At 34.2% G+C, this 25,223-nt stretch carries 18 protein-coding genes; 11 read left to right on the plus strand and 7 right to left on the minus strand.

Annotated elements, in window-relative coordinates; all coding sequences use genetic code 11:
- Positions 1-34: 34 nt before the first annotated feature.
- Together H6622_15500 and H6622_15505 are read left to right on the plus strand one after the other, a co-directional pair.
- A complete protein-coding gene (locus H6622_15500) occupies positions 35-493 on the plus strand; it encodes a hypothetical protein (GenBank protein MCB9062927.1) in 459 nt (152 codons plus the stop codon).
- Positions 494-781: 288 nt separating this feature from the next.
- A complete protein-coding gene (locus H6622_15505; GenBank protein ID MCB9062928.1) occupies positions 782-2,506 on the plus strand; it encodes a hypothetical protein in 1,725 nt (574 codons plus the stop codon).
- A 17-nt stretch (positions 2,507-2,523) separates the two neighbouring features.
- Here the strand turns inward: H6622_15505 and H6622_15510 are convergent, their stop codons facing one another.
- From H6622_15510 to H6622_15520, 3 genes are read right to left on the minus strand one after another with little or no spacing between them, the layout of a single operon-like run.
- Positions 2,524-3,033 (minus strand): DUF4442 domain-containing protein, encoded by a 510-nt coding sequence (locus tag H6622_15510; protein ID MCB9062929.1) that lies wholly within the window; start codon positions 3,031-3,033, stop codon positions 2,524-2,526.
- Position 3,034: 1 nt separating this feature from the next.
- Positions 3,035-3,841 (minus strand): pyrroline-5-carboxylate reductase, encoded by an 807-nt coding sequence (locus H6622_15515; protein MCB9062930.1) that lies wholly within the window; start codon positions 3,839-3,841, stop codon positions 3,035-3,037.
- Entirely contained in the window at positions 3,841-7,974 is a 4,134-nt protein-coding gene (locus tag H6622_15520) for a bifunctional proline dehydrogenase/L-glutamate gamma-semialdehyde dehydrogenase (protein ID MCB9062931.1), read from the minus strand. Before H6622_15520 ends, H6622_15515 begins: the two co-directional genes overlap by 1 nt.
- Positions 7,975-8,224: 250 nt before the next feature.
- Here H6622_15520 and H6622_15525 point away from each other — a divergent pair, with 250 nt between their 5' ends.
- On the plus strand, positions 8,225-9,301 hold the full coding sequence (locus H6622_15525; protein MCB9062932.1) for a hypothetical protein: 1,077 nt from the start codon (positions 8,225-8,227) through the stop codon (positions 9,299-9,301).
- Between the two features lie 11 nt (positions 9,302-9,312).
- On the opposite strand, the gene H6622_15530 is transcribed toward H6622_15525, so the two are convergent.
- From H6622_15530 to H6622_15545, 4 genes are all read right to left on the minus strand, one after another.
- Positions 9,313-10,815 (minus strand): FAD-binding oxidoreductase, encoded by a 1,503-nt coding sequence (locus tag H6622_15530; protein MCB9062933.1) that lies wholly within the window; start codon positions 10,813-10,815, stop codon positions 9,313-9,315.
- Positions 10,816-10,995: 180 nt separating this feature from the next.
- Entirely contained in the window at positions 10,996-11,997 is a 1,002-nt protein-coding gene (locus tag H6622_15535) for a cation diffusion facilitator family transporter (protein ID MCB9062934.1), read from the minus strand.
- Between the two features lie 9 nt (positions 11,998-12,006).
- On the minus strand, positions 12,007-12,918 hold the full coding sequence (locus H6622_15540; GenBank protein ID MCB9062935.1) for a class I SAM-dependent methyltransferase: 912 nt from the start codon (positions 12,916-12,918) through the stop codon (positions 12,007-12,009).
- On the minus strand, positions 12,911-14,530 hold the full coding sequence (locus H6622_15545) for a peptide chain release factor 3 (GenBank protein MCB9062936.1): 1,620 nt from the start codon (positions 14,528-14,530) through the stop codon (positions 12,911-12,913). Before H6622_15545 ends, H6622_15540 begins: the two co-directional genes overlap by 8 nt.
- Before the next feature lie 234 nt (positions 14,531-14,764).
- Between H6622_15545 and purF the strand changes: the two genes are divergently transcribed.
- From purF to purH, 8 genes are read left to right on the plus strand one after another with little or no spacing between them, the layout of a single operon-like run.
- A complete protein-coding gene (gene purF / locus H6622_15550) occupies positions 14,765-16,261 on the plus strand; it encodes an amidophosphoribosyltransferase (protein ID MCB9062937.1) in 1,497 nt (498 codons plus the stop codon).
- Positions 16,261-17,001 (plus strand): AIR carboxylase family protein, encoded by a 741-nt coding sequence (locus H6622_15555; protein ID MCB9062938.1) that lies wholly within the window; start codon positions 16,261-16,263, stop codon positions 16,999-17,001. Before purF ends, H6622_15555 begins: the two co-directional genes overlap by 1 nt.
- Complete coding sequence (locus tag H6622_15560; GenBank protein MCB9062939.1) at positions 17,001-17,996, plus strand: phosphoribosylaminoimidazole succinocarboxamide synthase; 996 nt, start codon at positions 17,001-17,003, stop codon at positions 17,994-17,996. Before H6622_15555 ends, H6622_15560 begins: the two co-directional genes overlap by 1 nt.
- Positions 17,997-18,008: 12 nt before the next feature.
- Positions 18,009-19,298: a phosphoribosylamine--glycine ligase gene (gene purD / locus H6622_15565; protein MCB9062940.1), complete on the plus strand. Its 1,290-nt coding sequence runs from the start codon at positions 18,009-18,011 to the stop codon at positions 19,296-19,298.
- Positions 19,295-19,885 carry a hypothetical protein gene (locus tag H6622_15570; protein MCB9062941.1) on the plus strand — a complete coding sequence of 197 codons (591 nt, stop codon included), beginning with the start codon at positions 19,295-19,297 and terminating at the stop codon, positions 19,883-19,885. Before purD ends, H6622_15570 begins: the two co-directional genes overlap by 4 nt.
- Entirely contained in the window at positions 19,872-22,904 is a 3,033-nt protein-coding gene (locus H6622_15575; protein ID MCB9062942.1) for a phosphoribosylformylglycinamidine synthase, read from the plus strand. The genes H6622_15570 and H6622_15575 overlap by 14 nt, the downstream gene beginning before the upstream one ends.
- Complete coding sequence (locus tag H6622_15580; protein ID MCB9062943.1) at positions 22,901-23,629, plus strand: phosphoribosylformylglycinamidine synthase subunit PurQ; 729 nt, start codon at positions 22,901-22,903, stop codon at positions 23,627-23,629. Before H6622_15575 ends, H6622_15580 begins: the two co-directional genes overlap by 4 nt.
- Before the next feature lie 10 nt (positions 23,630-23,639).
- Positions 23,640-25,220: a bifunctional phosphoribosylaminoimidazolecarboxamide formyltransferase/IMP cyclohydrolase gene (gene purH, locus H6622_15585; GenBank protein MCB9062944.1), complete on the plus strand. Its 1,581-nt coding sequence runs from the start codon at positions 23,640-23,642 to the stop codon at positions 25,218-25,220.
- The last annotated feature ends 3 nt before the right edge of the window (positions 25,221-25,223 follow it).

Consider the following 25,223-nt stretch of genomic DNA (forward strand, 5'->3'; position numbering starts at 1 on the left):
CCTTTTTCTAGTTGGTGGAGGGTTATACTTTTCTATGAAGAACAATCACGAACCCGTAGAACTGGCGACATTTGCGAGTGAATATGACAAAGTATATGGCATGATTTCACACTATAAACTAAGTAAAAGGGCCCTGAAATTTCGAAATGATAAAGATATTTTAATGAATTTTGAATACATAAACGATGAAAATATACAAATCGACAGAGGACAATTTATATTTATTAGGATGAATTATGGTAATACTTATCACAGTGTAAATACTGTTTCTTCAAATTACACTTTAACTGAAAATACTTTTTTAATAAATGATGATCAGAAGGAATTAAAAGAAATATTTCTTAAAGAATTTCTTACAAAGACAAAATCATACTTAGATAAATTTGATTATAAGCTATTTCTACAACATGCCTTTTTAAGTCCTATGGAGTGCAATAAAGATTATAAAAATATGAGATGCGAACTAAAAATTTACATTCCCAAATTTTTTTAATTGATTTAAAAAAAATTTTCTCAAACGCCTTTAAAAAAGATCAATTTATGAATCACTATCAAAAAATAAGAATTAATGTCTCCTAAGAAATCTATGTTTGAAGGACTAATCACAAGGTCAAGCAATAGTTAAAATTCATTCAATGATACGTATATTCTCTTCATGAAAATAGACATTATTTATTAAGTTTAAGTTTTTCTAAATGATGAGGCCTGACGTATTGAAAACCATTCAATATAAGAGTCCTCTAATATTAAATATTAGAAAAACTTAAATTCTTTGGTTTTTATGAGAACTGCTCGGGCCATAACTTTTATTGTTTTTCTGCTGTCGATTCATTGTTCGAAGGGATACGCTCAATCTCGTCTCAGGAGATGTAAACGGGCCATAAAATCCCTCTTAGAATTCAAAATCTCCAGACCTGTCGTCGTAACAGACGAATATTTTGATATCACCCTAACACCACAAGAGACATGGACTGAGGACGCAATACGTAGAACCTTATACAGATCAACCCAAAAAACCTATGATTTTCATAAAAGACAGTTGAATTTTATGGAAAGATTTTTGGCTGATAAGGGGGTGAAATTTGATATGGAGGATTCTTCTCTCTACAGATTGCTTGAAAAACAACTCTACAAACTTGAAGGACGCTCTGATATCACCCCTTACACTATGAAATCTTATCTTAAATTTGTGAGAAACCTACCTGCACGCCATCGCCATAGGGCCATAAGAGAATTGGATCATTTGGCAGATCACACTGGTAAGTATATCTATAATGATTTCACCAACCTCATCTTAGATATGATGGAATTCTTTACCCCTTCTCATAGTTCTAAACATATCAGACATTTTCATAGTATACAAAATCGACTTAGAACATATCAATATAAAGAATTCAGCAGACTTGAGCGTAAATATCTCAGAAAAGGTATGAACCTTTTGGAGGCCAGGGAAAAAGCAGCTAAAAACTCTTTCCAAATTCGTAAGGCCTACGAAAGAAATATCCATCAATGTAGGGCCCCAAAACACAATGAATCTCATCAGAATGCTAAGAACAAACACCGCTGGGTAGCCATTTCCTCTGGCGCTGCTTTTACTGGCATGGCCTATGCTTGGGCCCACAGAAATGATGAGTCATCTTCACAAAGATGGTGGTCTTTATTTAGTTATGAAGTCAGTGCCAAAATCGCTGCTCAATTTATAATGTCTAGTATTATGTCCAATCCTACAGGCTCACTGTTTGCAAAAAGCGTAAAAAAATATTTCGCTTCAAGAGGTGTTGGGGCAGTTGAGACACTTACATATAACAATTTTATGGCCGATAAAAGTAAATTTGATACTCAATTAAAAGAGCTATTAGCAGATGAAGATCGAGTTGATCAGATTAAGGAAATGGCCAAGGAATTTAGTCCAGACAGAGAGGGTCGAAGTATCCAAGAGTTTAAAGAAAAAACTGGATTTGGATATATTTCTCCAGATATGAGGGAAGATTATCGAAGTGAAACTGAAATATATCGTGAAATAATCAGCGAAATTGAGACCAGGTATGGGGAAGATGCCATGAAAAAATTTAATGATTTTTATCATGATAAACATGGAGCAAGTACAGCAAGAATGAGACTTATTAAAGATCAATCTAAGGACGTCCCAATGGCCACAAATGTTCAATGGGACAATTTGACTGATGAAGATCTTAAAGAGCCATTTGTACAGGCCATTGTAGGTTCATTATTAATTAATAAAATGTATGAGCAAGAAAAAGGAAAAATAGAAAGCTTGTCCATGGGAGATAAAGGAGTCGATCGGTTCATATTTTTTGCTGTCGCAGATGCTCTACAAATATTTAAAGATCCTCTCATTGATAATTATATGTACATGACCGTTTGCATGGCCGGACAATTTGAACCAGCAGTTGCTAAATTAAAGGCAAGAATGGCCTATTTTGGAAATAAAATTGCAACAGAGTTCCTCTTTTACTCAATAAGAAAACATGCAATCAATATGTAAATAAATCTAATTTTACATTACTTTTTTTTAAGAGATAGAGTTAATTGAAGTTTCGCCATAACTTCATCTCCACATTTCTTAGGACAATACACATTCACTCGAACAGTCAGATTCTTTCTATCATCTGAATTTTCAACTTCTTTCACTAATTTGGAAATCGCCTCTCCTTCTTCACAAACAAAAATCGCATCATCTTCTGGCCTCTTTAAAAACTCCGCATGAAAATCTTTAAAAACTAAAGAAATTTTTTCTTTACTCTTATGAATAAGATACATTGCATGAATTCCACAAGCGATATCACCACCAGCAGCAATCGCAGCGAAATACATAGAGTTCAGATGATTTTTACTTCTACGGGTTAGAGGTATTTTGACCACACATTTTTTATCATTTAACTCTTCTACAATTGGACGTAACCAAAAGATCATGGGAACTTTGGTAAAACCAAAATATCGTACATAAGATGTATGCTTTAATTTTGAGGGAACTTTATCAAGAACTTGATCGGCAAGCTTTTGAATATTCATACTAGTCCTTTTTTTGGGCAATTTCTTTACCTCTTAGTATTGCAGCGTCAATTCCTTTATCTATAGATTCTGGCCAGTATTGATTAAAAATCTTCAGGGCCTCATATGTCACACCTTTTTTCGATGTTACATTATTTCTTAACGTTTCTGGATTATCTGTTGATGTTTTCATCATAAGTGCACTGCCGTAAATTGTTTCAACAATGGCCTTGTAAGCTATTTCTTTTTCAATTCCTAAACTTCTGGCCTTTTCGCTCAAAAGATTGGCCAACTCAAAAATAAAAGCTGGCCCTGATCCTGAGAAAGGGGTGATTAAATCAAGTTGATTTTCCTCAGAAAATTCATGAACGACACTAGCATGAGAGAAGATCTCCAAAATATTATCTCTCTTGCTCTTGGCGATATTCTTTGAAAAATAAAAGGCCGTAAAGCCAGCTCCAACGAGTATGGGAGTATTGGGCATCGTCCTCACAATATTTGAGCTCTCAAATAATTCTGATAAATAATCAGTACTTGTAGCAGCCAGAAGTGAAAGTATAATTGATTCTTTTGGAATATAATTTTTTGCTTCCTCAGCAAGTGTGACAATTTGCTGTGGTTTACAACCCAATACATACAAATCACTTCCTGGTATCTGGGAAATACTTTTATAGGCCTTTCCACTAACTTCGTTGGCCAACGATTCGGCCCTTAGATAACTTGGAGTGTAAGTGTAAATATTCAGATCTTTTCTATTATGATAGATTCCCTTTGCAATGGCCTGGGCCATATTTCCACATCCGAAAAAACTTAGAGAGTTTATCCCCATTAATTTAACTCCAGTTCGAGTGGGGCACCATGCCTCATGGTATTAATAGCAAAACTACGCTCATAAAGAAATGGCCGAATATAATATTCATAATCAAATCTATTGGGAAGATCTAACGGAGATAGAATTCTGAGCATTTCTGAGTGATTTGTCTCAAAATAATATTCCCAAAATTTACTTTGTTTTGCTGCATCTAAGTCTGTTACGATAGTTCTAAAATCCTGTTTTTTTATCGTATTGGCCATGGCCAATTCACTTGAGCGAAAAACATCGACATGTGTTAATCCACCATAGAAACATTCGTTTCTTAGTCTATCCCAACATTGATAGGATTTATCATTTACAGCAATTATACTCACACCCCCAACACATAAGGCCATTAGGAAATATCTAAAAATATCAGGATCAACTTTTTCACTTCCCATAATAAATAAACCTTTATGTTCACCCATACTCAGATCTAATAGTGAAATTTGTCCAGGTATTGGCCTATTTGGTAATCCATTTGAGAGAATTTTTTCTAAATCACTTAGAATCCAACTTATAAAAGATTCCTCTTCGATAAGATCTTTTGAGTCTAGGTATTTGAGCTGAGAATTTGAGGAGTGAATGATTTTTTTTCCTAAATTGTAGATCAAGTTAATATTTGTATATTTTTGAGAAGTCACAAGATCAAATTCATAATCACTAGCTTTTTGAAAATCACAAATTTCAGAAGGAACAGTCTCTTTTTGAATAAAATGATGAAAATTTCTCAAATAATCTCTATGTCCAGCTTTTGGACCTGTCCCACTCATTTTGTGTCCTCCAAAAGGTTCAATCGCAACTCTTGCTCCTGTAATTGTTCTGTTGACATAGATATTTCCTGCATTCATATTCTTCAGCAGATAATCGATTTCATCTTGTGATTGTGAAAAGCATCCGCCTGTTAGTGCATATTCTGTGGAATTAAAAATATGAATTGCTTCTCCTAAAGTCTTAAAGGGGATTATATGGGCAATTGGCCCAAAAATTTCTTTTTGTGACCATTGAGACGAGTCATATGAATCTTGTGTGCCAATTTCAAAAAGGGCCGGATTGACAGTATTAATATTCTCTACACTTTCTTTGTTGGCAATAATTGTTTTCATCCGAGGATTTGCAATTTCATCCTCTATGATTTTAATCAACCTTAGTTTTTCATTTTGAGTAATAACTGGATTAATAAATGTCGATGGGTCCCAGGATTTTCCGACTCTCAAATCTTTCACAGCAAGTTTAAGCCTCTTAATTAGAGTGTCTTTAATAGATTCATGTACGATTATTCTAGATGCAGCTGAACATTTCTGACCAGAATGGGCATAGGTTGATTTCAATATACACAAAACTGTTTCATCTAATTCAGCTGTGGCCGTCACAATAATGGCATTTTTCCCACCCATTTCAGCAATTAGCTTCACCGGGTATATTTTTTTAGTCACTGGATCACTAAACATTCTCGAAGAGACAGTTTTTTGGATATGCAATCCAACTTCTTTTGAACCAGTAAAAACATAACTGGCAATTTTTTGATTTTGGAGGAGAAGATTGCCCACTTGGGCACCAGGCCCTGGTAGATGTATGAGTGCATTTATGGGTACTCCACTAGAGTAAAAAATATCACACATTACTTTTGTGATTAAAGCAGTTGAATTGGCAGGTTTTAAAATCACAGGGTTTCCTGCAATTAGTGGAGCAACAGTCATTCCACAGGGAATGGCCAATGGAAAGTTCCAAGGAGATATGACAACAGTAGGGCCCCTAGGTTGGATGTGTTCATTTTTCTGAATCAATTTTTCTTCGGTTCTAATATAAAATTGGATAAAATCAATGGCCTCATCCACATCAGCGTATGCCTCTAAAACAGATTTTCCAGCTTCAGCGCAAATGACACTTGATAATTCATCTCTTCTTGCTAACATGATCTGAGCAGCTCTTGTAAAGATAATCTTTTTTTGACTCCAAGAAATATCTTGCCACTCTCTTTGTTGATGACAATTGTGAACCAAATCAATTGCTTTCAATGCATCTTCTTCATTTGCTTGAGAATGTTCTCCAAAATTTATTCCAACATCACTTGGACAATTTATTTTTATTTTGTTCCCACTAAGCGGGAATCGTTCTTTTTTATCCATTTGAGAAATATTTTCTATCAAGTTTTTGAAAGTATTTTCACTTATTTCCCTATCTTTTTTGATATATTCTCTAAAAGGAGTCGTATTTACAAAATCTGGTGAATACATAACTCTCACATTATCAAAAAAAAGATGATTGCTCTTTTTCTTTTCTAAGTAATTTTCAACCGGATCATACAATTGTTCTGTTAGATTATGTGAACGAATATTTGCTAAGATTCCAACTTGAGAAGAGTTCTCCATAATTCTTCTCACAAGATAAGACATACCAACCAGCAAAGGCCCTATAGGGACATAATTTCTTGTGGCCCATCCCATTTTCGCACATGAGAATGAAAGGGCCTCATATGTCATATGCAAACACTGATGTTCAATACCTGGTGCATCTGGATATTGAAATTTTCTAACCGTCTCACAATAAAGATGATCATGAAAATTATGTGAGGCAAGAGTTAATTGTAAATCATCTCCATTTTTAAGTATTTCATGAATTAATTGACGGTAATTTATATCCGTTTCTTCTTTATTTAAATATTGAGGAGACCTAAAATCATGCGCTAATGCCTCGATTGTTTCAGCGTCCCAATAGGCACCTTTTACTAATCGAATGGGCATTCTAAGGTTTCTCTTTTTTGCTAAAGAAAGTATGTCTTGAAAATGCTTACCACTATCCCTTAAATAGGCCTGTAGAACAATACCGGTTTGGTTGTACTTGCCAAATTCTTTGTTTTCTAAAAGAACTTTTTCGTAAATGGATAATACTAAATCTCTGTACTGAAAATGTTCAGCGTCAATATTTATAAAAACTTCATGATCCATTGCAGATTTTAATATCTTAAATAATCTAGGAGCAACTTCCTGGTAAGTATACTCAAAGGCCAGAGGTTTGAAATCATGACATAAAGCTGATACTTTTATCGAAACATGTGACTTTAAAATTCCAACACTGTTCTTAGAACCCTTCTGATGATACTGTCCAAGTCCCTCTATGAGCTTGATGATATTATCCATATATTCATCTGCTTCTTTTCGGCCAACAACAAGTTCTCCTAATTGATCTAAAGTGACGTCACGATTAGACTTAAATACTTTCTCGAATGATTTGGCAGCATCATCAATATCAACTCCAGCAATGAATCTTTTGGCCATATATTTTGTAGAACTACGCAAAATTTTTGCAAGCAATAGAGATGGAATGACTTCTCCTAAAAATAAGAGAATCCGAAAACAATTTATATATAAATTTGGTAAGCAATTTATATTCTTAGGCCTTTTAGATTTCATGGTTGTTGAATCACGAATTAATCTACCTAAAGCTTCTAAGAAAACATTTTTAACAATTTTTCCCTTTTTATCATGATCAAGAGTGGAGAGGATCGCCAAAAATTTGAGGAGGTGAATTCTTATAACATCATATTTTGCTGTCAGTGTAAGAGTAAAATCAGAAATCTTCTCTAGAATGTCCGACTTATATTCCTTCATATATTTTTTCAAAACTTCAGTTTTGTCTTCGAGTTCGTTCTTAAATTCACCACTTTGACTATTAATGTTAATATTTTCGATATGTGCTAAATTATACAAATTTGTAGTGTTCTCAATGTCAGTACTGTGATTCAGTGAAATATCATAGAGAAACTTTAGATGAGTTGATTTTTGAGATGCCATTTCAAGATTTTCAGATTCCGAAATAAATAATTCATCTCTTAAACCCTGAGAGTAAAACCTTATTTGATTTATTTTAGGATCAATTGCTAAAGTAAAAGGATATCCACTGATATTGATTCTCTCAATAATCGGGTATTTAATATTTTTACAAAACAGGTTAAGTTCATTAGAGAGATTTTCAATGTTTTTAGAATTCTGAATTAAAAAACTTAAATGTTGATAAATATGCAATGTCCATTCAAGTCCATTAGAATCTCTTTGAGAGAAAGATTCAATTTGATAGAAATTATCAATCAAGTCAATGTGGTTTTGCATATGATGGGTCCCTCCCTTGAACCGTAAATGAATATCCGTCCCGTATTATCAGTTAAAAAATATAATAAGGCAAAATCACCGTTTGAAGGCGCTATGCGAAATGACCCTGATTTTACTTTCTTTTAAAATAAAACTGGTGGGTAAAAAAATGTTTCGAGTTTCAATCTTTTGGATAATCTTTTTCTTTTTCAATTTAATGCAAATTCGCGCAGAAACTATTTACGAGCGCCTTAATTTTGGTAAATACAATATGAAAGACTTAGAGATTCTGGCCAAGGATGGGCCGTATCGTGAGTTTTTAGAACATGCGAAGGATATTTTACCTCGAAATCGCACTGCTCAGTGGCGACAAATGGTTAGAAATGTTTCAACAAAGTACCTGGAAGAAATCATTAACAAGAGGGATTTTTCAACTAAAATTCAAAACCTCGTTGAAGATTTATCAACCTGGCCAGAGCTAAAAAAAGAGCTCGTTTTTAAAGATTTAAGAAGAGATTACGTCATCGCATATTTGAAGAACTGTTTTTTTATAAATCCTAAGGATATCAAATGCATTCAAAAATTTGATAGTTTCTGGAAAGAATCAAGTACAAATGCACTTATTGCTCAAAAATTAGTTCCTATTGCGCAAGAATATATGAGCGAAGAAAAAACATATGAATTTATCCACTTAATGGCCAATGATGATTTGTCTTCACTTTTTTGTAATCGTCCAGATGTACGTAATTTAATAATGAAAAAGGCCTTTAAGATTTTTAATGATCCTCAATATGACTCCAGAACTTCGCGCGATAAAAAACTTTTTTCAATAGCTAATCAAAGGTGTTGGAAAGTAATTACTCAGAATATGGGGCAAGAACTCTTCGATCGATATATCAAACATTCTGAATTTTCTTACATACTTTTAAAGTTAAATAATATGATCGACCAAAAATTGAAAGAGCGATTTCTAACATATTATATCCTCCAATCACCCATACAAGGGGAAGTTTTTGATGAATCTTGGAATCAAATTAAAAAATTGGGAAATAATTTTGAGCAAAGACAAGAAATGTTAGAGTATTTAAAAGGTATTGATCCGCTACCGGGCAAATCTTTTGCTATCAAAAATATCGAACAAAGAAAAAATATCATCAGGTTTATTTCACAAAATATGCCTGAATATCTTGACTATTATGCCAGAACTTGTATTGAGTTTATGACCGGAAAGAGAGATTTTCCCAATGGAAACCCAACAGTAGAGTGTCGAGATCTTTTTTCCTCAGTGGAAGGTACTAGTTGGGTCAACCAATCATTGCAAATTGAGTTTTCAAAAATTAGAAAATAGCAAACTTTACTTCAAATCCCGTATTTATTAGGGGCGATAATATTATTCGGATCGAAGATCAACTTTAAGTCCTTCAATACTTCAACATATTGTTCATTTTCCGGAAAATTTCCCATTTTTTTAATATTTGTTCTATAGGGATAATGACCTTTTGAAATTAAAGTATTCTCAATTTCATCAATACACCTATGGGCCTCGTTTCTTTTTGAAATATCAAACTCAATACTAATAACTGCCTCCAAACAATTTACATCTACAATATTCAAAGTGATTGAGGGATTAAAAAAATGTTTTTCCGAAATTTCTTCAGTTGTCTGGACAATTTCTATACAATTTTTTTCAGATAAATGAGTGATTGGTAAAGTATAAATAAATCCTACATTCTCAGAATCGACATATTTAGAGAGTTCTACAAACGTGTTAAATCTATTTTGATTGATAACACATCCAAGTGCACTGTCGGTAGGTGTACCGTTATAGAGATCTCTAAAAGGTACAGCAGACTTTGCAACTAAAGCAATAGATTTTAGCCCCAAAAACTTGAGGATGCGAATGATTTTCTCCTGAAAGGGGATGTCTACAAACTCAACTTTTGCAAATTGAGATAATTGATTTTTGATAATTTTTTTTTGATATTTCAATGAATTTTTATCATATGCAAATAAACTGTTTGTTCCAATCCATTCTTTATCTAATAGTTTCCCAAGGTCTTGCATGGCCTTATTGGCCAAATTTGTATCATTTTGTGAATTTTTAATAATTTCAGGTTTAATGGAAATTAAAGCTCGTTCCTTATTTGCAATGTGAAGTATATTGTCAAATATTTTTGATTCTAATAATTCATTTATTGTCGGTAAAGATTTTGCGACATTTTCAATTGTGTCAAACTTAAGTTGCACCGAACAGGAATACTTAGATTTCCTTTTGAGTTTATAGACCATTTTAATAATGATTCCAAAATTTGACTGAAAAAATAAGCCAGATAGATCAGGACCAATTCCATAGGGATAACAATATTTACTCTTCGAATTTTCAAATCTCCATTGACCAGTTTTTAATATTCTATTTTGTCCATCTATAAGCTCAATCCCTAAAACGTTTTTTACCCGTAAGCAATTATAAGAAATTCCTCTTTCGAGTGTATTTCCAATTAGAGATGTATCTTTAGAAGAAGCTGTAACATCTAGGAAGAAATCAGATTTTTTTTGGATTAAAAATTTTGAAATTTGATCTTGAGTTACTCCAGGGCCAACGACAATGACTCCTTTAGATTCATCATAATCATAGATTTCATTTAGTTTACTCAAATTTAAAATCACACTTTTATTATCTGGAGGCAATTTTGAACCAAGACCCCAATTTCTACCCGTACTAATTGGAAATAGACATATTTTTTTTTCAATAGCAATTTTTAAGCAATTTTGTAATTCCTGAATACTTTCGGGATATAACTCAAAAGAATCAATAGGATCAAATTTAGTTACATTCTCTCCATTAAATTGTTTTATATCCATTTTACCAAAATAATTTTGTACTTCTGCTAATGAGTAGATACGTGCTCCAGGGTAAAGGAATTTTTTTATTAATAAAATTGAAGCATATTGAATGTTTTTCGTAAAGAAGGTGATGATAACATTTATATTATTGAATTTGAAAACATGATTTAAATACTATGTTAAAAAATGAGATTTGATCTAACTTACTTCAAATTCAATTGAAACAATTTCAGGATATTCACTTCTAACTAATTTTTCTATTTGATTGATTTTTTCACCAAGAATCCTAATTGTCCTAGACGTTTGCTCGACAAGAATTTTTGCAGGATCATCCCCATCCTTCAGTCTTTGAACTTGTTTGGAGATCATATTATTTGTCAGAAGCATTTCACCATGTAATTCAACCTCAACAGATAACCTCACCATCTGGGGCCCTAAGATAGTGGTCGAAATTGAATTTACATGTTCAATTTCAGGTAAACTTTCTAGATAAAGTTTGATTTCATTTTCCTCGTGTAATTCTTTGGCCCTTCCAATAAGTAATTTACCATTTAAAATTCCCAATATAATGGCCATCCCTCCCATGAGAAAAGCAATAATCAAGGATGTAATTATATCGGGTAGTGCTGAAGCTGTAAGATGTGATAACCCCATACCAAGTAGAGCTAGGCACACTCCCAGAACTGCTGTAAAGTCTTCAAAAAAAACGGCCACACTTGTAGGATCATCACTTCCTAGAAGATATTCTATGAATGTCCGTTTACCCTTGAGGCTATTGATTTCTTTAGTGGCCAACATCAGAACGTAAAACTCAATAATAAAAGAGATCACTAGTACACCAATTCCAACTGAACTTATGGAATGTGGGCCATCTTCTAAATGTAAAAGAGATTCAATCGCGTGATATGAAGTGAAAGCAAATCCCAAGAAAAAGATCCCTACTGCTGAAATCAGATTCCACATATATTTTGCTCTCCCCATACCAAAAGGATAGTTTTGGTTAGAAGGCCTTTTAGAGTGTTTAATTCCAATTAAAAGCAAAATTTGATTTAACGTATCAGCAAACGAATGGACAGCTTCAGCGAGCAATGAAGAAGATCCCGACATAAAAAAACCAATAAACTTAATAATAGTTATAAAAAAATTACCACCTACAGCAGAAAGAACAACTTTCAGACCTCCATCTCCTTTTATGGACATAGTTTCTCCTTATTTTTGAATGATGTAACAATTATGAATTTTTTTATTGTGAAAATCAAAAGGAATTGTACTTTCAGTGATATCTCGGGTTTTGTATTTTTGTGTGATATAATTTGACAATTTAAATTTGCGTTTATTGTTGGAGAAGAAGAGTTTTCCCTGTGCCTCTAGAATATTCATACAAGAATCAATGAGAAAATTTTGATCTTTTTCGACTTCGAAGGCCTGATTCATTTTTTTTGAATTTGAAAAAGTAGGAGGATCCAGGAATATAGTATCATAAACTTCTTTATGAGCTTGCAGAAATTCTAAAACATTTTGTGAGATAAACGTATGTTTACTTGTATCGAATTTATTTAATTTAAAATTATCCTTGGCCCAATTGATGTAAGTTTTTGACATGTCTACATTCGTAGTCTTTGCACCAGAAAAAGCAGCAGCAACACTTACAGCACCAGTATAACAGAAGAGATTTAAGAATTTTTTATCTTTTTGATTCTGAGAGAATTCTTTTCTCAATGGTCTATGATCTAGAAACAGTCCAGTATCCAAATAATCATAGCAATTGACTTTGAAACTTAGTGCCCCTTCATTAACAATCATTGATTTTAAATTTTGTCCGATTTTATTATACTGTTGAGTGCCTTTTTGCTTCTCCCTGGCCTTTTTAACTATTTCATAAGTGTCTTTTGGAAACAAACTTTCAACGGACTCATAGAATAATCGATTATTTTCTTCCTTTTCTTGGGTAAAATCTTTTGGGCCTCTTCTATCGTAAATAACGACAATATTCTTATAAAGATCTAGAATATAGGGGAATTCAGGTATATCACACTCATAGACTCTGAAGGCCTCAATTTTTTGAGATTTTGCAATCTTTAATTTTTTTACATAATTCTTTTTAAGTCTATTATCAATCATGTGACGCACTGGATCTGTAATCGGAATTGTTAAAAAACTGTACATTAGGATATTTTTCTTGTGCCATTTTCAAATCCCAGGGTGATCTCACCGAGAAACAGTCTCTTCCTTTATGGTCATAACAAATATTTGAAGCATTTTTTGAAATGAATTGATCTCGTACTTTTTCATCAGGAAATTTCAACCATCTGACACCAACGAAAGGAACCGATTCATAGTCTCCCTGAACATTATATTCATCTTCAAGTCTATATTTCACTACTTCAAACTGCAAAACACCCACTGCCCCAAGAATTCTTTCATTTACATTATGTCTCATAAAGAGCTGGACTGTCCCTTCCTCTGATAACTGAGACAAACCTTTATCTAATTGCTTTCCCTTTAGAGGATCTTTTAACAGAACTCTTCTAAATAGTTCAGGTGCAAAACTAGGTATTCCTGTATATTGAATTTTTTCACCTTCTGAAAATGTATCTCCTATTTGATATTTTCCCGTGTCGTGGAGTCCAATTATATCTCCTGGAAGTGCAAATTCTGCCAATTCTCTATCTTGCGCCTGGAACATTAAAGGAGTTGCAATCTTAAGTTCTTTTCCTGTTCGTACATGAAATATTTTTTGATTACGTTCAAATTTACCTGAACACACTCTCATAAAAGCAATTCGATCACGATGCCTTTTATCCATATTGGCCTGAATCTTAAATATAAAGCCGGTAAAAGCTTTTTCTTCTGGGTCTACAATTCTCGTTTCACTATTTGATTCAAATGGAGGCAAAAGTACTTGTCTATTCTTTGGCCCAGGCGAATGAGCTGCAAAAAAATCAAGTGCTTCCTTAACTCCGAAGTTATAAAGTGCAGTTCCAAAAAACACTGGAGTTTGAATTCCTTCTAAAAATTCTTCAATACTTAGTTGTGGCATAAGCTCACTAATCATTTCCAAATCTTCAACTAACTTAGTCGCTAACTCTAGACCAATATAGTTAATGACTTCTTCAGACATGGGATCAGCGGCCTCAATAATTAGGGGTGAAAAAGGGTCTTTTGAATCTTTAAATGATCTGATTTGTTTTGTTTTAAGATCATAAACTCCCTTGAAATCTACCCCTGAACCGATTGGCCAGGTTTGGGGAATACACTGAATTGATAAAATCTTTTCAACGTTATCAATCAATTCAAAAGGATCCATGGATTCACGATCGAATTTATTCATAAAAGTCACAATTGGGGTATCTCGCAAACGGCAAACTTCCATTAATTTCTTTGTCTGTTCCTCCACACCTTTGGCAGAATCAATCATCATAAGAACTGATTCAACAGCAGTTAGTGTTCTGTAGGTATCTTCAGAAAAATCTTTATGTCCAGGGGTGTCTAATAGGTGCATGGCCCTTTGCTCGTATGGAAATGACATCACAGAGGAGGATATTGAAATTCCACGTTCTTTTTCTAATTCCATCCAGTCAGATTTAGCATAGTTTCCTTGTTTAGACTTAACCATTCCGGTTGAACGAATGACTTGCCCAAACCACAATAACTTTTCAGTCATCGTTGTTTTCCCGGCATCAGGATGAGAAATGATGGCAAATGTACAACGCTCGGCATTTTCAGTATTCATATAATCCCCTTTTAAGCAGCAGGATATTAACGATTTTGGTGCACCTTGTAAAGGAACCAGGTTATGAAAAAAATATAGAGCGTAAAATTATATGGATAATTGAAAAGGTATTCTAATTGTGCTTTCTCGAATATATGTAGACTTAAATTAGTTTTTTAGAAATTCCTCGACAAATGTATTCGATTTAGCGAAAATGCGACCGATTAAACCCTAACAAACAAGAGGTTTTGGTAGATGTGTGGAGTTATTGGAATTATCACACCCGCCTCACAATCCGAAAATATTTTAAGCGAAATTGCTGATTCAGCTCACTGTGCTCATGAAGTTTACAGAGGATTACTCACACTACAGCACAGGGGGCAAGATGCTGCAGGTATTTCAGTTTATAATCCTTTTACTAAAAGAATTAATGGCCATCGAAATTTAGGACTTGTCACTGATGTTTTTGATAAGTCAATTTTAGATTCACTTAGAGGGACAATGGCAGTAGGCCATACAAGATATGCAACTAATGGTACAGATACCACCTTAGACCTGCAGCCTCAGATGAGTGGTTTCCCAACGGGAATGGCCATGGCCCATAATGGAAATATTGTTAATTATCATTCTCTGGTTGAGGAGTTACAAGTAGAATACGGCATTCAAAACTTAACAGGAAACGATATCGAATTATTTTTACACTTTTTTGGCCTCCATTTTGTTAAAGAAAAAAATCTTACCGATATCAACTTCAAAATGATTCTCAATGCGGCCACCAAAATTCAACAAAAAATTATCGGGGCCTACTCTTTTGTTGGCCTTTTTTCTCATGGTGGTCTTCTGGCCATGAGAGATCCAAATGGAATAAGACCATTAGTTCTCGGAATGAAATATTTAGATGAAAATCAAAAAATAGAATCTTACTGCGTTTGTTCTGAAGCAGTGACACTCAATTTTTTAGGATATGATTTGGTGAGGGATGTTTCTCCTGGAGAAATATTATATATTGATCAAAGTGGAGTTCTACACACAAATTATTCACAACTCTCAGGCAAGCAATTAAAACCATGTATGTTTGAATGGGTCTATTTCTCTGGCGCTGAAAGTGTTGTTGCTAAAAAATCCATTTATACAACAAGACTAAATCTTGGAAGTGTTTTGGCCAAAGAAATTACTAAAGCAAACCTGAAAGCCGATATTGTCGTGCCTGTGCCTGATACATCACGTACCGCCGCCATTAGTCTTGCAGAAGATCTTGGACTACCTTACAGAGAAGCACTCATAAAAAATCGCTATACTCAACGCAGCTTTATACTCTCTGGACAGGAAAATAGGGAAAAAGCTGTTGAGCTAAAGCTAGCACCTGTAATAAGTGAAATTAGAGGTAAAAATATTTTACTCGTCGATGATTCAGTTGTAAGAGGAACCACTTCGAAAAAAATAATTTCATTACTTAAAAAATATGGGGCAAACTCTGTAAGTTTAGCAATCACTTGTCCTCCTTTACGCTATCCTTGTTATTATGGAATAGATTTTCCTTGCCCAAATCAACTTGTGGCCAATCAAAAAAATATTGAAGAGATAACAGAGTTCCTTGGTGCACATCAGGTTTTTTACTTAAGTATAGAAGGGTTGAAGGAAGCTATAGGACTGCCCAATTTATGTATGGCATGTGTTGATGGTAATTATCCAACAAGTGTCAAAGAAGGTGTAGAATTCGCAAAAAAACGTGAAGAACAAAGGATAAGGTAATGAAAAAAATTTCTATTCTCTTTGGAAGTGAATCCGACAAACCAACGTACGAACCATTAAAAAATGATCTCGAAAAAGATTATTCAGTCGATTTACAAATCATTTCAGCTCACCGAAATCCTGATGAACTAGAAAAATATCTCAAACAAAGTGAATACGATCTTATTGTTGCCGGGGCCGGATTAGCTGCTCATCTACCCGGAGTCATTGCATCTAAAGTGAAAGTTCCAGTTATTGGTATTCCCGTTGATTCATATTGGGGAGGACTGGATTCTTTTGCTTCCATCGTTCAAATGCCCTTTGGAGTACCTGTGATATCCTCTGCCCCAGGTAGTACTAAGGATGTAAGAAAATTTCTTAATGAAATTGAAAAAATGAAAAGTGAAAAATTTAATAATATTAATTTAGTTTTAAGCGAAACTGTTGCCAATTATGAGTATGCGGCCAATGAAATTAATCGAACTAAAAAATATGCTACACAATTGGAAATGGTCGTTGAAACACACCCTAAAGTCAAAGAAGGATTCTTCAATATTGTCTACGTATCAAAATCTGATGATGTTCAATGTGATAAGACAGTTCTCCATGTTCCTTTACTAGATAAATCAATCTGTAAAGATCCACATAAATTTTCAGATTTTTTCACTTGGGCCACCAAAGGAGGATTCTGGATTGGAACGAATAACACTAGAAATGCACTTCTTAGTATTTATAAATTGAAAACATTTGCGAGGGCGTAATGTTAGAATTAATAAAACGTGGATCCGTTAAAGATATTTATCAAGACGGAGAACGTCTTTTTTTTCACTTCAGTGATAGATATTCCATTTTTGATTGGGGAGAAATGCCAGATCTCATCGAAGATAAGGGAAAATGTTTACTTGAAATGGCAAAAATATTTTTTGAAACAATTCAAAATAATTCCAACATTAATATACATTCACATTTCTTGGGGATTGCTCATATTGATGGAAAAAATCTTTTAGAAGTTAAAAAAGTCGAAGTTCCTGAAATTAAAAAAAATAATAATTATGATTATAGCTATTATAAAAATAAACCAGTGAATTGCCTTGTCCCCCTAGAAGTTGTTTTTCGCTTTGGCATCCCTCAAGGAAGCTCTCTCATGAAAAGGGCCAGTGATAAAAACTATCTTAAATCCATTGGCATTCAAGGCGAAGTTAAAGAAGGAATGCAATTTGAACAGGCCATCATTGAATTTTCAACGAAACTTGAGAGTGAAGATCGCTATATCACATATCAAAATGCTCAACAAATTGCAGGCATGACTAATGAAGAATTTATTTTCTTGATAGAAGAAACTCAAAAACTTTGTCAGTTTTTAAAAGAAACATTTTCCAAAGGGGATATGGAACTTTGGGATGGTAAATTCGAATTCGCTTTCTTGGAAAACCCTGAAAAAAGTGGATTGCGACAATTTATGCTCGTTGACTCTATTGGGCCTGATGAATTAAGAATTTTACAAGAAGGAACACAGCTCTCTAAACAAAGACTTAGGGAATTTTATAAAGATACTGATTGGAAAAAGGATGTCGATCTTTCTAAAAAAATGGCCAGTGAACGAGGTGTTCAAAATTGGAAGGAAATTTGTGTTAACGAATTGAAGTCATCTCCTGACAAATTAAATCAAAAAGAAGTTAAAATGATTTCACAAATGTACAGAGATTTAACTGACCACATTAGTAAAACTCTCACCGGAAAAACATTATTTTCTTAAAAGGTAGATCATATGAAGTATTTAGTCGTTGGTAAAGGTGGTAGAGAACACGCCATCGCATGGAAACTTGCAATGTCTCCACTCATAGAAAAAGTCTTCATTGCTCCTGGAAATCCAGGAGCTGATCTTAATGAAAGAATTGAGTGTATACATTTACAAAAAATAGATGGATTTCATATTGCAAATTTCGCAAGAGAAAATCAAATTGATCTCGTTTTTATTGGGCCAGAAGATCCATTAGCAGATGGCATAGTTGATCAATTACAAAAACAAAATATTAGAGTATTAGGCCCTTCAAAAAAAGCATCCCAATTTGAAAGTTCAAAAGATTTTTCAAAAAGATTTATGGAAAAATACAATATTCCAACAGCTAAGTTTAAAACTGTCTCTATCCTTAGAGATGGACTAGAATATCTAAACATTTGGAATGATCAAATACCTCCTGTCGTGAAGGCCGATGGCCTGGCCGCGGGCAAGGGCGTTTTCGTTGTAGAGACAATTGAGGAAGCAAAATTATACCTTAGAAATATTATGGATAATCCATCATTTCCTATTAAATCAGGAAAGGTTATTCTCGAAGAAAGATTAAAGGGAAAAGAAATCTCTGCCTTTGCCCTCTTTGATGGAAACAACTTTATCAATATTGGATACGCAAGAGATTATAAAAGATTAAACGATGGAAATACTGGCCCAAACACTGGAGGGATGGGATGTATTAGCTCACTAGATTTAATCGATCAGGAATTGAAAAATAAAATCAACCAAGAAGTATTCGATAAATTCTTAAAAGGTTGTAAAGAAGAAAATATAGACTACAAAGGTATTCTATTTGCAGGTCTAATGATCGATGACAATAGAAATATTAATGTCATAGAGTTCAATGTAAGGTTTGGTGATCCTGAAACTCAAACATTAATGCCCCTTATAGAAAGTGATCTCGCAGATATTATGATGAAAGCTACAGAAGGTAATCTCAACTCTATTTCGCCTATTAAAATATTAGATCAAACTGCTATCCATGTCGTTCTTGCTTCTGGAGGATATCCAGGGATCAATGGTGAAAAAATAGAGACAGGCCACGAAATATCTGGCGATGAAAAACTATCCGAAATGAATGATCTCTACCTATTTTACGCAGGAGTAAATGTTAAAGAAAATGGTACACTTACAAATGGCCCCGGTCGAGTATTAGGTGTAACTGCTGTTGGAGATAATATTGGACATGCAAGAATGAAAGTTTATGAGGGTATTGAACAAATAAAATTTGAAAAATGCTTTTTTCGTAAAGATATAGGCCTATGAATATAGTAATCCTTGCATCTGGAAGTGGCACAAATGCAATGAATCTCTATAGATCATTTTTACATAATGAAAAAATAAACGTGCGCAAAATTATCACAAATAATCCAAAAGCTGGAATCATTAATAGGTTTTCAAATGAAGATATTAATATAGAAATCATCTCTTCTGTAAATGAAAACAAAGAAATCTTTGAAAACAAATTGCATCTTGAAATAAGTAAAGTTGACAGACCATGGTTGATCCTAGCTGGCTTTATGAAAATATTATCTGCTGATTTTTTAAATTTGTTCTATGATAAAAAACTAGAGCAAAATAGAGTTATTAATATACATCCATCCTTTCTTCCACATCATCCAGGCCTTAATGCCATCGAAAAAAGCTTCCAAGATGAAAATGTATACGGCGGAGTGACTGTCCATTTCGTTGATCAGGGAGTTGATACCGGTGAAATAATACTCCAAAGTAAAATATTAAAAAGCGAAGTTGATACATTAGAAAAATATACTGATAAGGTCCACTCTGAGGAATATAAACTATTTCCTAAGGCCATTGAAATCATCTATGAGAAATATTATGAAAACCATTAGAATTGAGACTGAAACAAAAGAAAATTCACCAAGAGAAAATCACCTCTTACAATATTTGAATAATGAACTTAATGGTGCTATCAAAAAACTTAAAATTCGCAGTTTCTACCATATACAATCAGATCAAGATATTCAACCAGATGACCTCAATGATATTTTTTGCGATCCAATCTGTGAAAATATCTATGACTCAGACTCAAATGTAATCTACAACTTTGCATTTAATATTTCATATAGGCCAGGAGTAACAGATAATATCGCCAAAAGTTCAAAGGATGCTCTCAAACTCTATGGATATGAATCAAATGTTTCCAGTGGTACAGTTATCTTAATCGAAGGAACGATCAATTCAGAATCGGTGACCAATTTATTGAATAATGAATATCTTAATCCTCTCATTCAAAAAATTGAATGTTGGCAATGCCCTGAAATCAATTGTAGATTCGATAATCGGGAAGTCGTTCATGTTGAAATTGTTGATTCAAAAAACCTTGTTGAACAAATCAACCTTGATATAAGTGATAAGGAGCTCTTAATACTCAATCAAAAAAGATGTTTGGCCCTAAATTTGGATGAAATTTATCAAGCACGTGATCACTTTAAAACTAGACCAACTGAACGTTCTGCAATGGGTCTTCCCTCAAACCATCCCACAGATGTTGAAATCGAAGTTATTGCACAAACATGGAGTGAACACTGTAAACACAAGATATTCTCCTCAAAAATAAATTATTCTGAAGAAAATTCAAAGTTTAAAAAAATTAATGATAAAACTATTCATTCACTCTACAAAACTTACATTAAAGACACTACAAATAAGATTATGAATGAAAAAAATTGGTGCATATCAGTTTTTTCAGACAATGCTGGTGTTGTTCGATTTGATGAACAAGTAGACTTCACTATTAAAGTTGAAACGCATAACAGTCCATCTGCACTCGATCCATACGGAGGTGCTATCACTGGAATCCTAGGCGTGAATAGAGATATTTTAGGAGTTGGTCTTGGTTCTAGACCAATTGCAAATACCAACGTCTTTTGTTTTCCAAATATTGTCACCAAGAACACAAATGAAGGCAAACTACCTAATGGACCTAGGCATCCAAATGAACTTATAAGGGGGGTGCATAAAGGAGTTGAAGATGGAGGGAATAAATCCGGTATCCCTACAGTCAACGGCGCCTTTTATTTTGATGATTCATTCAGTGGGAAACCACTCGTCTATTGTGGAACAATAGGTGTCATGCCACAGAAAATAAATGAACTAGATACTTCAAAAAAATACACTAAACCTGGTGATTTTATCTACATGGCCGGAGGAAAAGTAGGTGCAGATGGAATACATGGTGCAACCTTCAGCTCTCTCCAACTAGATGAACATGCTCCTGCTACGGCCGTTCAAATTGGAGATCCTATCACTCAAAAAAGACTATCTGATTTTCTCTTGGCCGCAAGAGATCAACTTCTTTTCACTGGAGTAACTGACAACGGTGCTGGTGGCCTTTCAAGCAGCGTAGGTGAGATGGCCACAATTACAAATGGCGCCAGAATAGACCTTAAGAAAGTTCCTCTCAAATATACCGGACTTAAACCTTTTGAAATTCTCATAAGCGAAAGTCAAGAACGGATGACATTTTCAGTAGACCCCACGAAAACATCTCCGTTTGAACGTTTGGCCAAAGAGTATGGAGTCGATGTTTCAAACTTAGGTGAGTTTACAAATAATGGGGATTTTGAAATATTCCACGGAGAAACCTGTGTTGGAAAAATTGACTTAAAATTTTTACATGAGGAACTTAAACCACTCGAACTAGAAGCTAAATGGAATCAAACCAATCAGGAGGTTGGATGGGGAGACGATAGACCAAATCCCATTCAGAAAGAACCTATTCAAGATGTAGAAAAAACTCTCAAAATTGCACTCTTAAAAATATTAAATAGGCCTAATATTTCAAGTAAAGAAAATTTTATACGTCGCTATGATCATGAAGTTCAAGCTGCAACACATGTAAAACCCTTTTCGAGCGAAACTTTCTCTTCTCCCAATGATAGTGGACTTATTTGGACATATCCACATGGTGGAAGTAAAGAGACTGCCATTGGAGTGAGCTGCGGTTTAGCTCCAAGACTATCAGAAATTGACCCCTATGAAATGGCCCTCTACTCTTTAGATGAGGCAGTTGCCAATTTAGTTTCTCAAGGAGTTGATCCTGATGTGATTTGTGCACTTGATAATTTTTGTTGGCCTGATCCTGTTAATACACCTCAGAATCCAAAAGGGAAGTTCAGACTGGCCCAATTAGTTAGATCATGTGAGGGACTGGCCCATGGATGCTTGTCATATAAAATACCTCTTGTAAGCGGTAAAGATAGTATGAAGAATAATTTTTCTGGTCTCAACCGCGATGGTGTATCCATAAAATTTGGTGTACTACCCACACTTCTTATTACTGCAATGGGAAAAGCGACCATGGGCAAAACTATGGGTAGCTCATATAAAAATTATGGCGATCGTATTGCTGTTGTTGGAGTTCCACCGAAAGGTCTTCTCGGTAGTGAGTTTGCTGAAATCTTTGAAATAAACCAAAAAGACCAGGTTCTAGAAGGTGTAAATCTTGAAAGAAATCTTTCTCTCTATAGACAAATCTATCATCTTATTCAACAACAACATCTACAATCTTGTCATGATGTCTCTGAAGGCGGTTTGTTTGTAGCTTTATGTGAACCTTGTTTTACAAAAAATTTAGGTGCAGACCTCACACTAAGTGAAATTGACAGTAGTGAAGAAAATATTTTTGAGTACCTTTTCTCAGAGGCCCGCGGAAGATTTGTGATTTCATATCAGAAAGATAAAGAGCAAATTTTAAGTGAATATTTGAAGGATCATGACTTTACTCCTCTTGGTGATATTACCCAGGAATCAAATTTCATCATCAAAAACTCAAGCTCAATACTCCTAGAACATACTGTTCAAGATATTAATGAAATATGGAATAAATTTCAAAAGGATATCTTATGAAATTTCTTATTCTCTGTGGAGATGGTATAAATTGTGAAAGAGAAACTAAGATTGCCTTTGAAACAGCTGGACATGAAGCTGAAATACAAACTCTCAATCATCTTTTAATCAACCCCGACGATCTCTTTGAATACGATGGATTGGCCTTACCTGGAGGTTTTTCTTTTGGAGATGACCTCGGATCTGGACGAGTATTTGCTCAGAAAATTAAAAAAGGCCTTGGGAGTGGATTTTTTGACTTTATCAAAGAAGGTCGCCCGGTCATTGGAATTTGTAATGGATTTCAAACATTAGTTCAACTTGGCGTTCTTCCTGAAATAGGCCCACGGAAATTAACTCTTACTTTTAATGATGTTGGTCATTTCATAGATCGATGGGTAAGTCTGGAAGTTAATAAAAATTCCCCTTGTATATGGACGATTGATTGCCCAAAAGAAATAACACTTCCCATACGTCATGGTGAAGGAAAAATTGTACTGCTTAATGAATGCTCGGAAGATATACAAAATGATCTGCTAAAAAATGGACATATAGCACTAACATACAAAAATAATCCCAACGGATCTGCACTAGATATTGCTGGCCTTACAAATACCAGAGGAAACGTGCTCGGATTAATGCCGCATCCCGAGGCCTCGATATTTCAAGCGACATTATCGAGTGTTGAACAAGATTTTAACAAACCGGCAGATGGATTGAGCTTTTTTGAAAGTATAACAATTTAGCGAGGTAATGATGAAAAAAACAAAAATTCACAGGGCCCTTATTAGTGTTTCTGACAAGAGTAATCTTAAAGAAATTGTCGAGCATTTGAACAAATCAAATGTTGAAATCATCGCAAGTGGAGGAACCGGAAAATTTATAAGCGAGCTAGGAATTAAATATACACCCATCCAAGAAATCACCGGAAACCCTGAGTCTTTTGGAGGGAGAATGAAAACACTCTCTTTCCAAGTTGCAAGTGCCTTACTCTTCAGAAGAAATAATCCTAACGACATAGAAGAAGCTAAAAGTTTAAATATTTTGCCCATTGATTTAGTGATTTGTAATCTCTATCCGTTTTCACAAGTTGCAAAAAACGAGGCAGAAATAGATTGCCTCGTTGAAAATATTGATATCGGTGGCCCAAATATGATTCGTGCTGCTGCCAAAAATTATGAGTCAGTTGCTGTCCTCACAGATCCAAAGCAATATTTTAAATTCATTGAAAATACAAAGGTAAATCTTGAAACAACATTTGAATATAGAATAGAACTCTCATTGGCCGCATTTGAGCATACAGCAAAATATGACGCTGTTATTTACAATACTTTGTGCAAGAGATTTAACCAAGAAAGTTCGCTTATCTCTATTGATTTAAATGAATCAAAAAAACTTAGGTATGGTGAAAATCCACATCAAGATGGATATGTGGTTAGTGGGCCAGTTCAAGGTTTAGCAAATAACATTCCTCTCCAGGGGAAAGAACTCTCTTTTAATAATTTGGTCGATTCTGATGCTGCCCTAAAGGCATGCCTCGATTTTAATACTCTCGCAATGAACACCTCTTCTCAATATAAGTACGCAACGATTATTGTTAAACATGCTAACCCATGTGGTCAGGCCCTTATGAGTTCTCCTCTTGAATCACTCAAAATGGCCTGGAATTCAGACCCAATCAGTGCTTTTGGTGGTGTCATCTGTGTGAATGGAGAATTTGATGCAGAAATGGCCAATTTTGTGAACCAATACTTTGTGGAAATTATTATTGCACAAAAATTTAGTGATTCGGCCAAAGAACTATTATCACAAAAAAAGAATTTGAGATTGTTAGAGTACGATTTTGAACTATCTAAAAATGATCAGACTTTAAATGTTAAAAGTATTGATGGTGGATATGTTTTACAAAATCAGGATATTTTCTCCCAAGAAGAGTTTAAGATAATCACTAAGACAGAAAAAGATTACAATAGAGAGTTTTTAAATTTTTCGGTTCTAAGTTGCAAAAGTTTAAAAAGCAATGCGATTTCAATTACCGCAAAAAATGAAAATGGATTTTTTCTCCAAGGAGCAGGTATGGGAAATCCAAACCGTCTAATCTCATTAAAACAGGCCGTTGATAAGGCCACAGATAATAACTATATGGATCTCAAAGAGAGCATCCTCGTTTCAGATGCTTTTTTTCCTTTTGATGACAATATTGAACTGGCCAATAGCTTTGGAATAAAAACAATAATTCAACCAGGTGGAAGTATTAAGGACAATGAAGTCATTGCTTGCTGTGACAAATATGAAATTTGCATGTATTTTACGGGAACAAGACATTTTAATCACTAGGAA

This window comes from Halobacteriovoraceae bacterium (genome assembly GCA_020635115.1).
Taxonomy (GTDB): domain Bacteria; phylum Bdellovibrionota; class Bacteriovoracia; order Bacteriovoracales; family Bacteriovoracaceae; genus JACKAK01.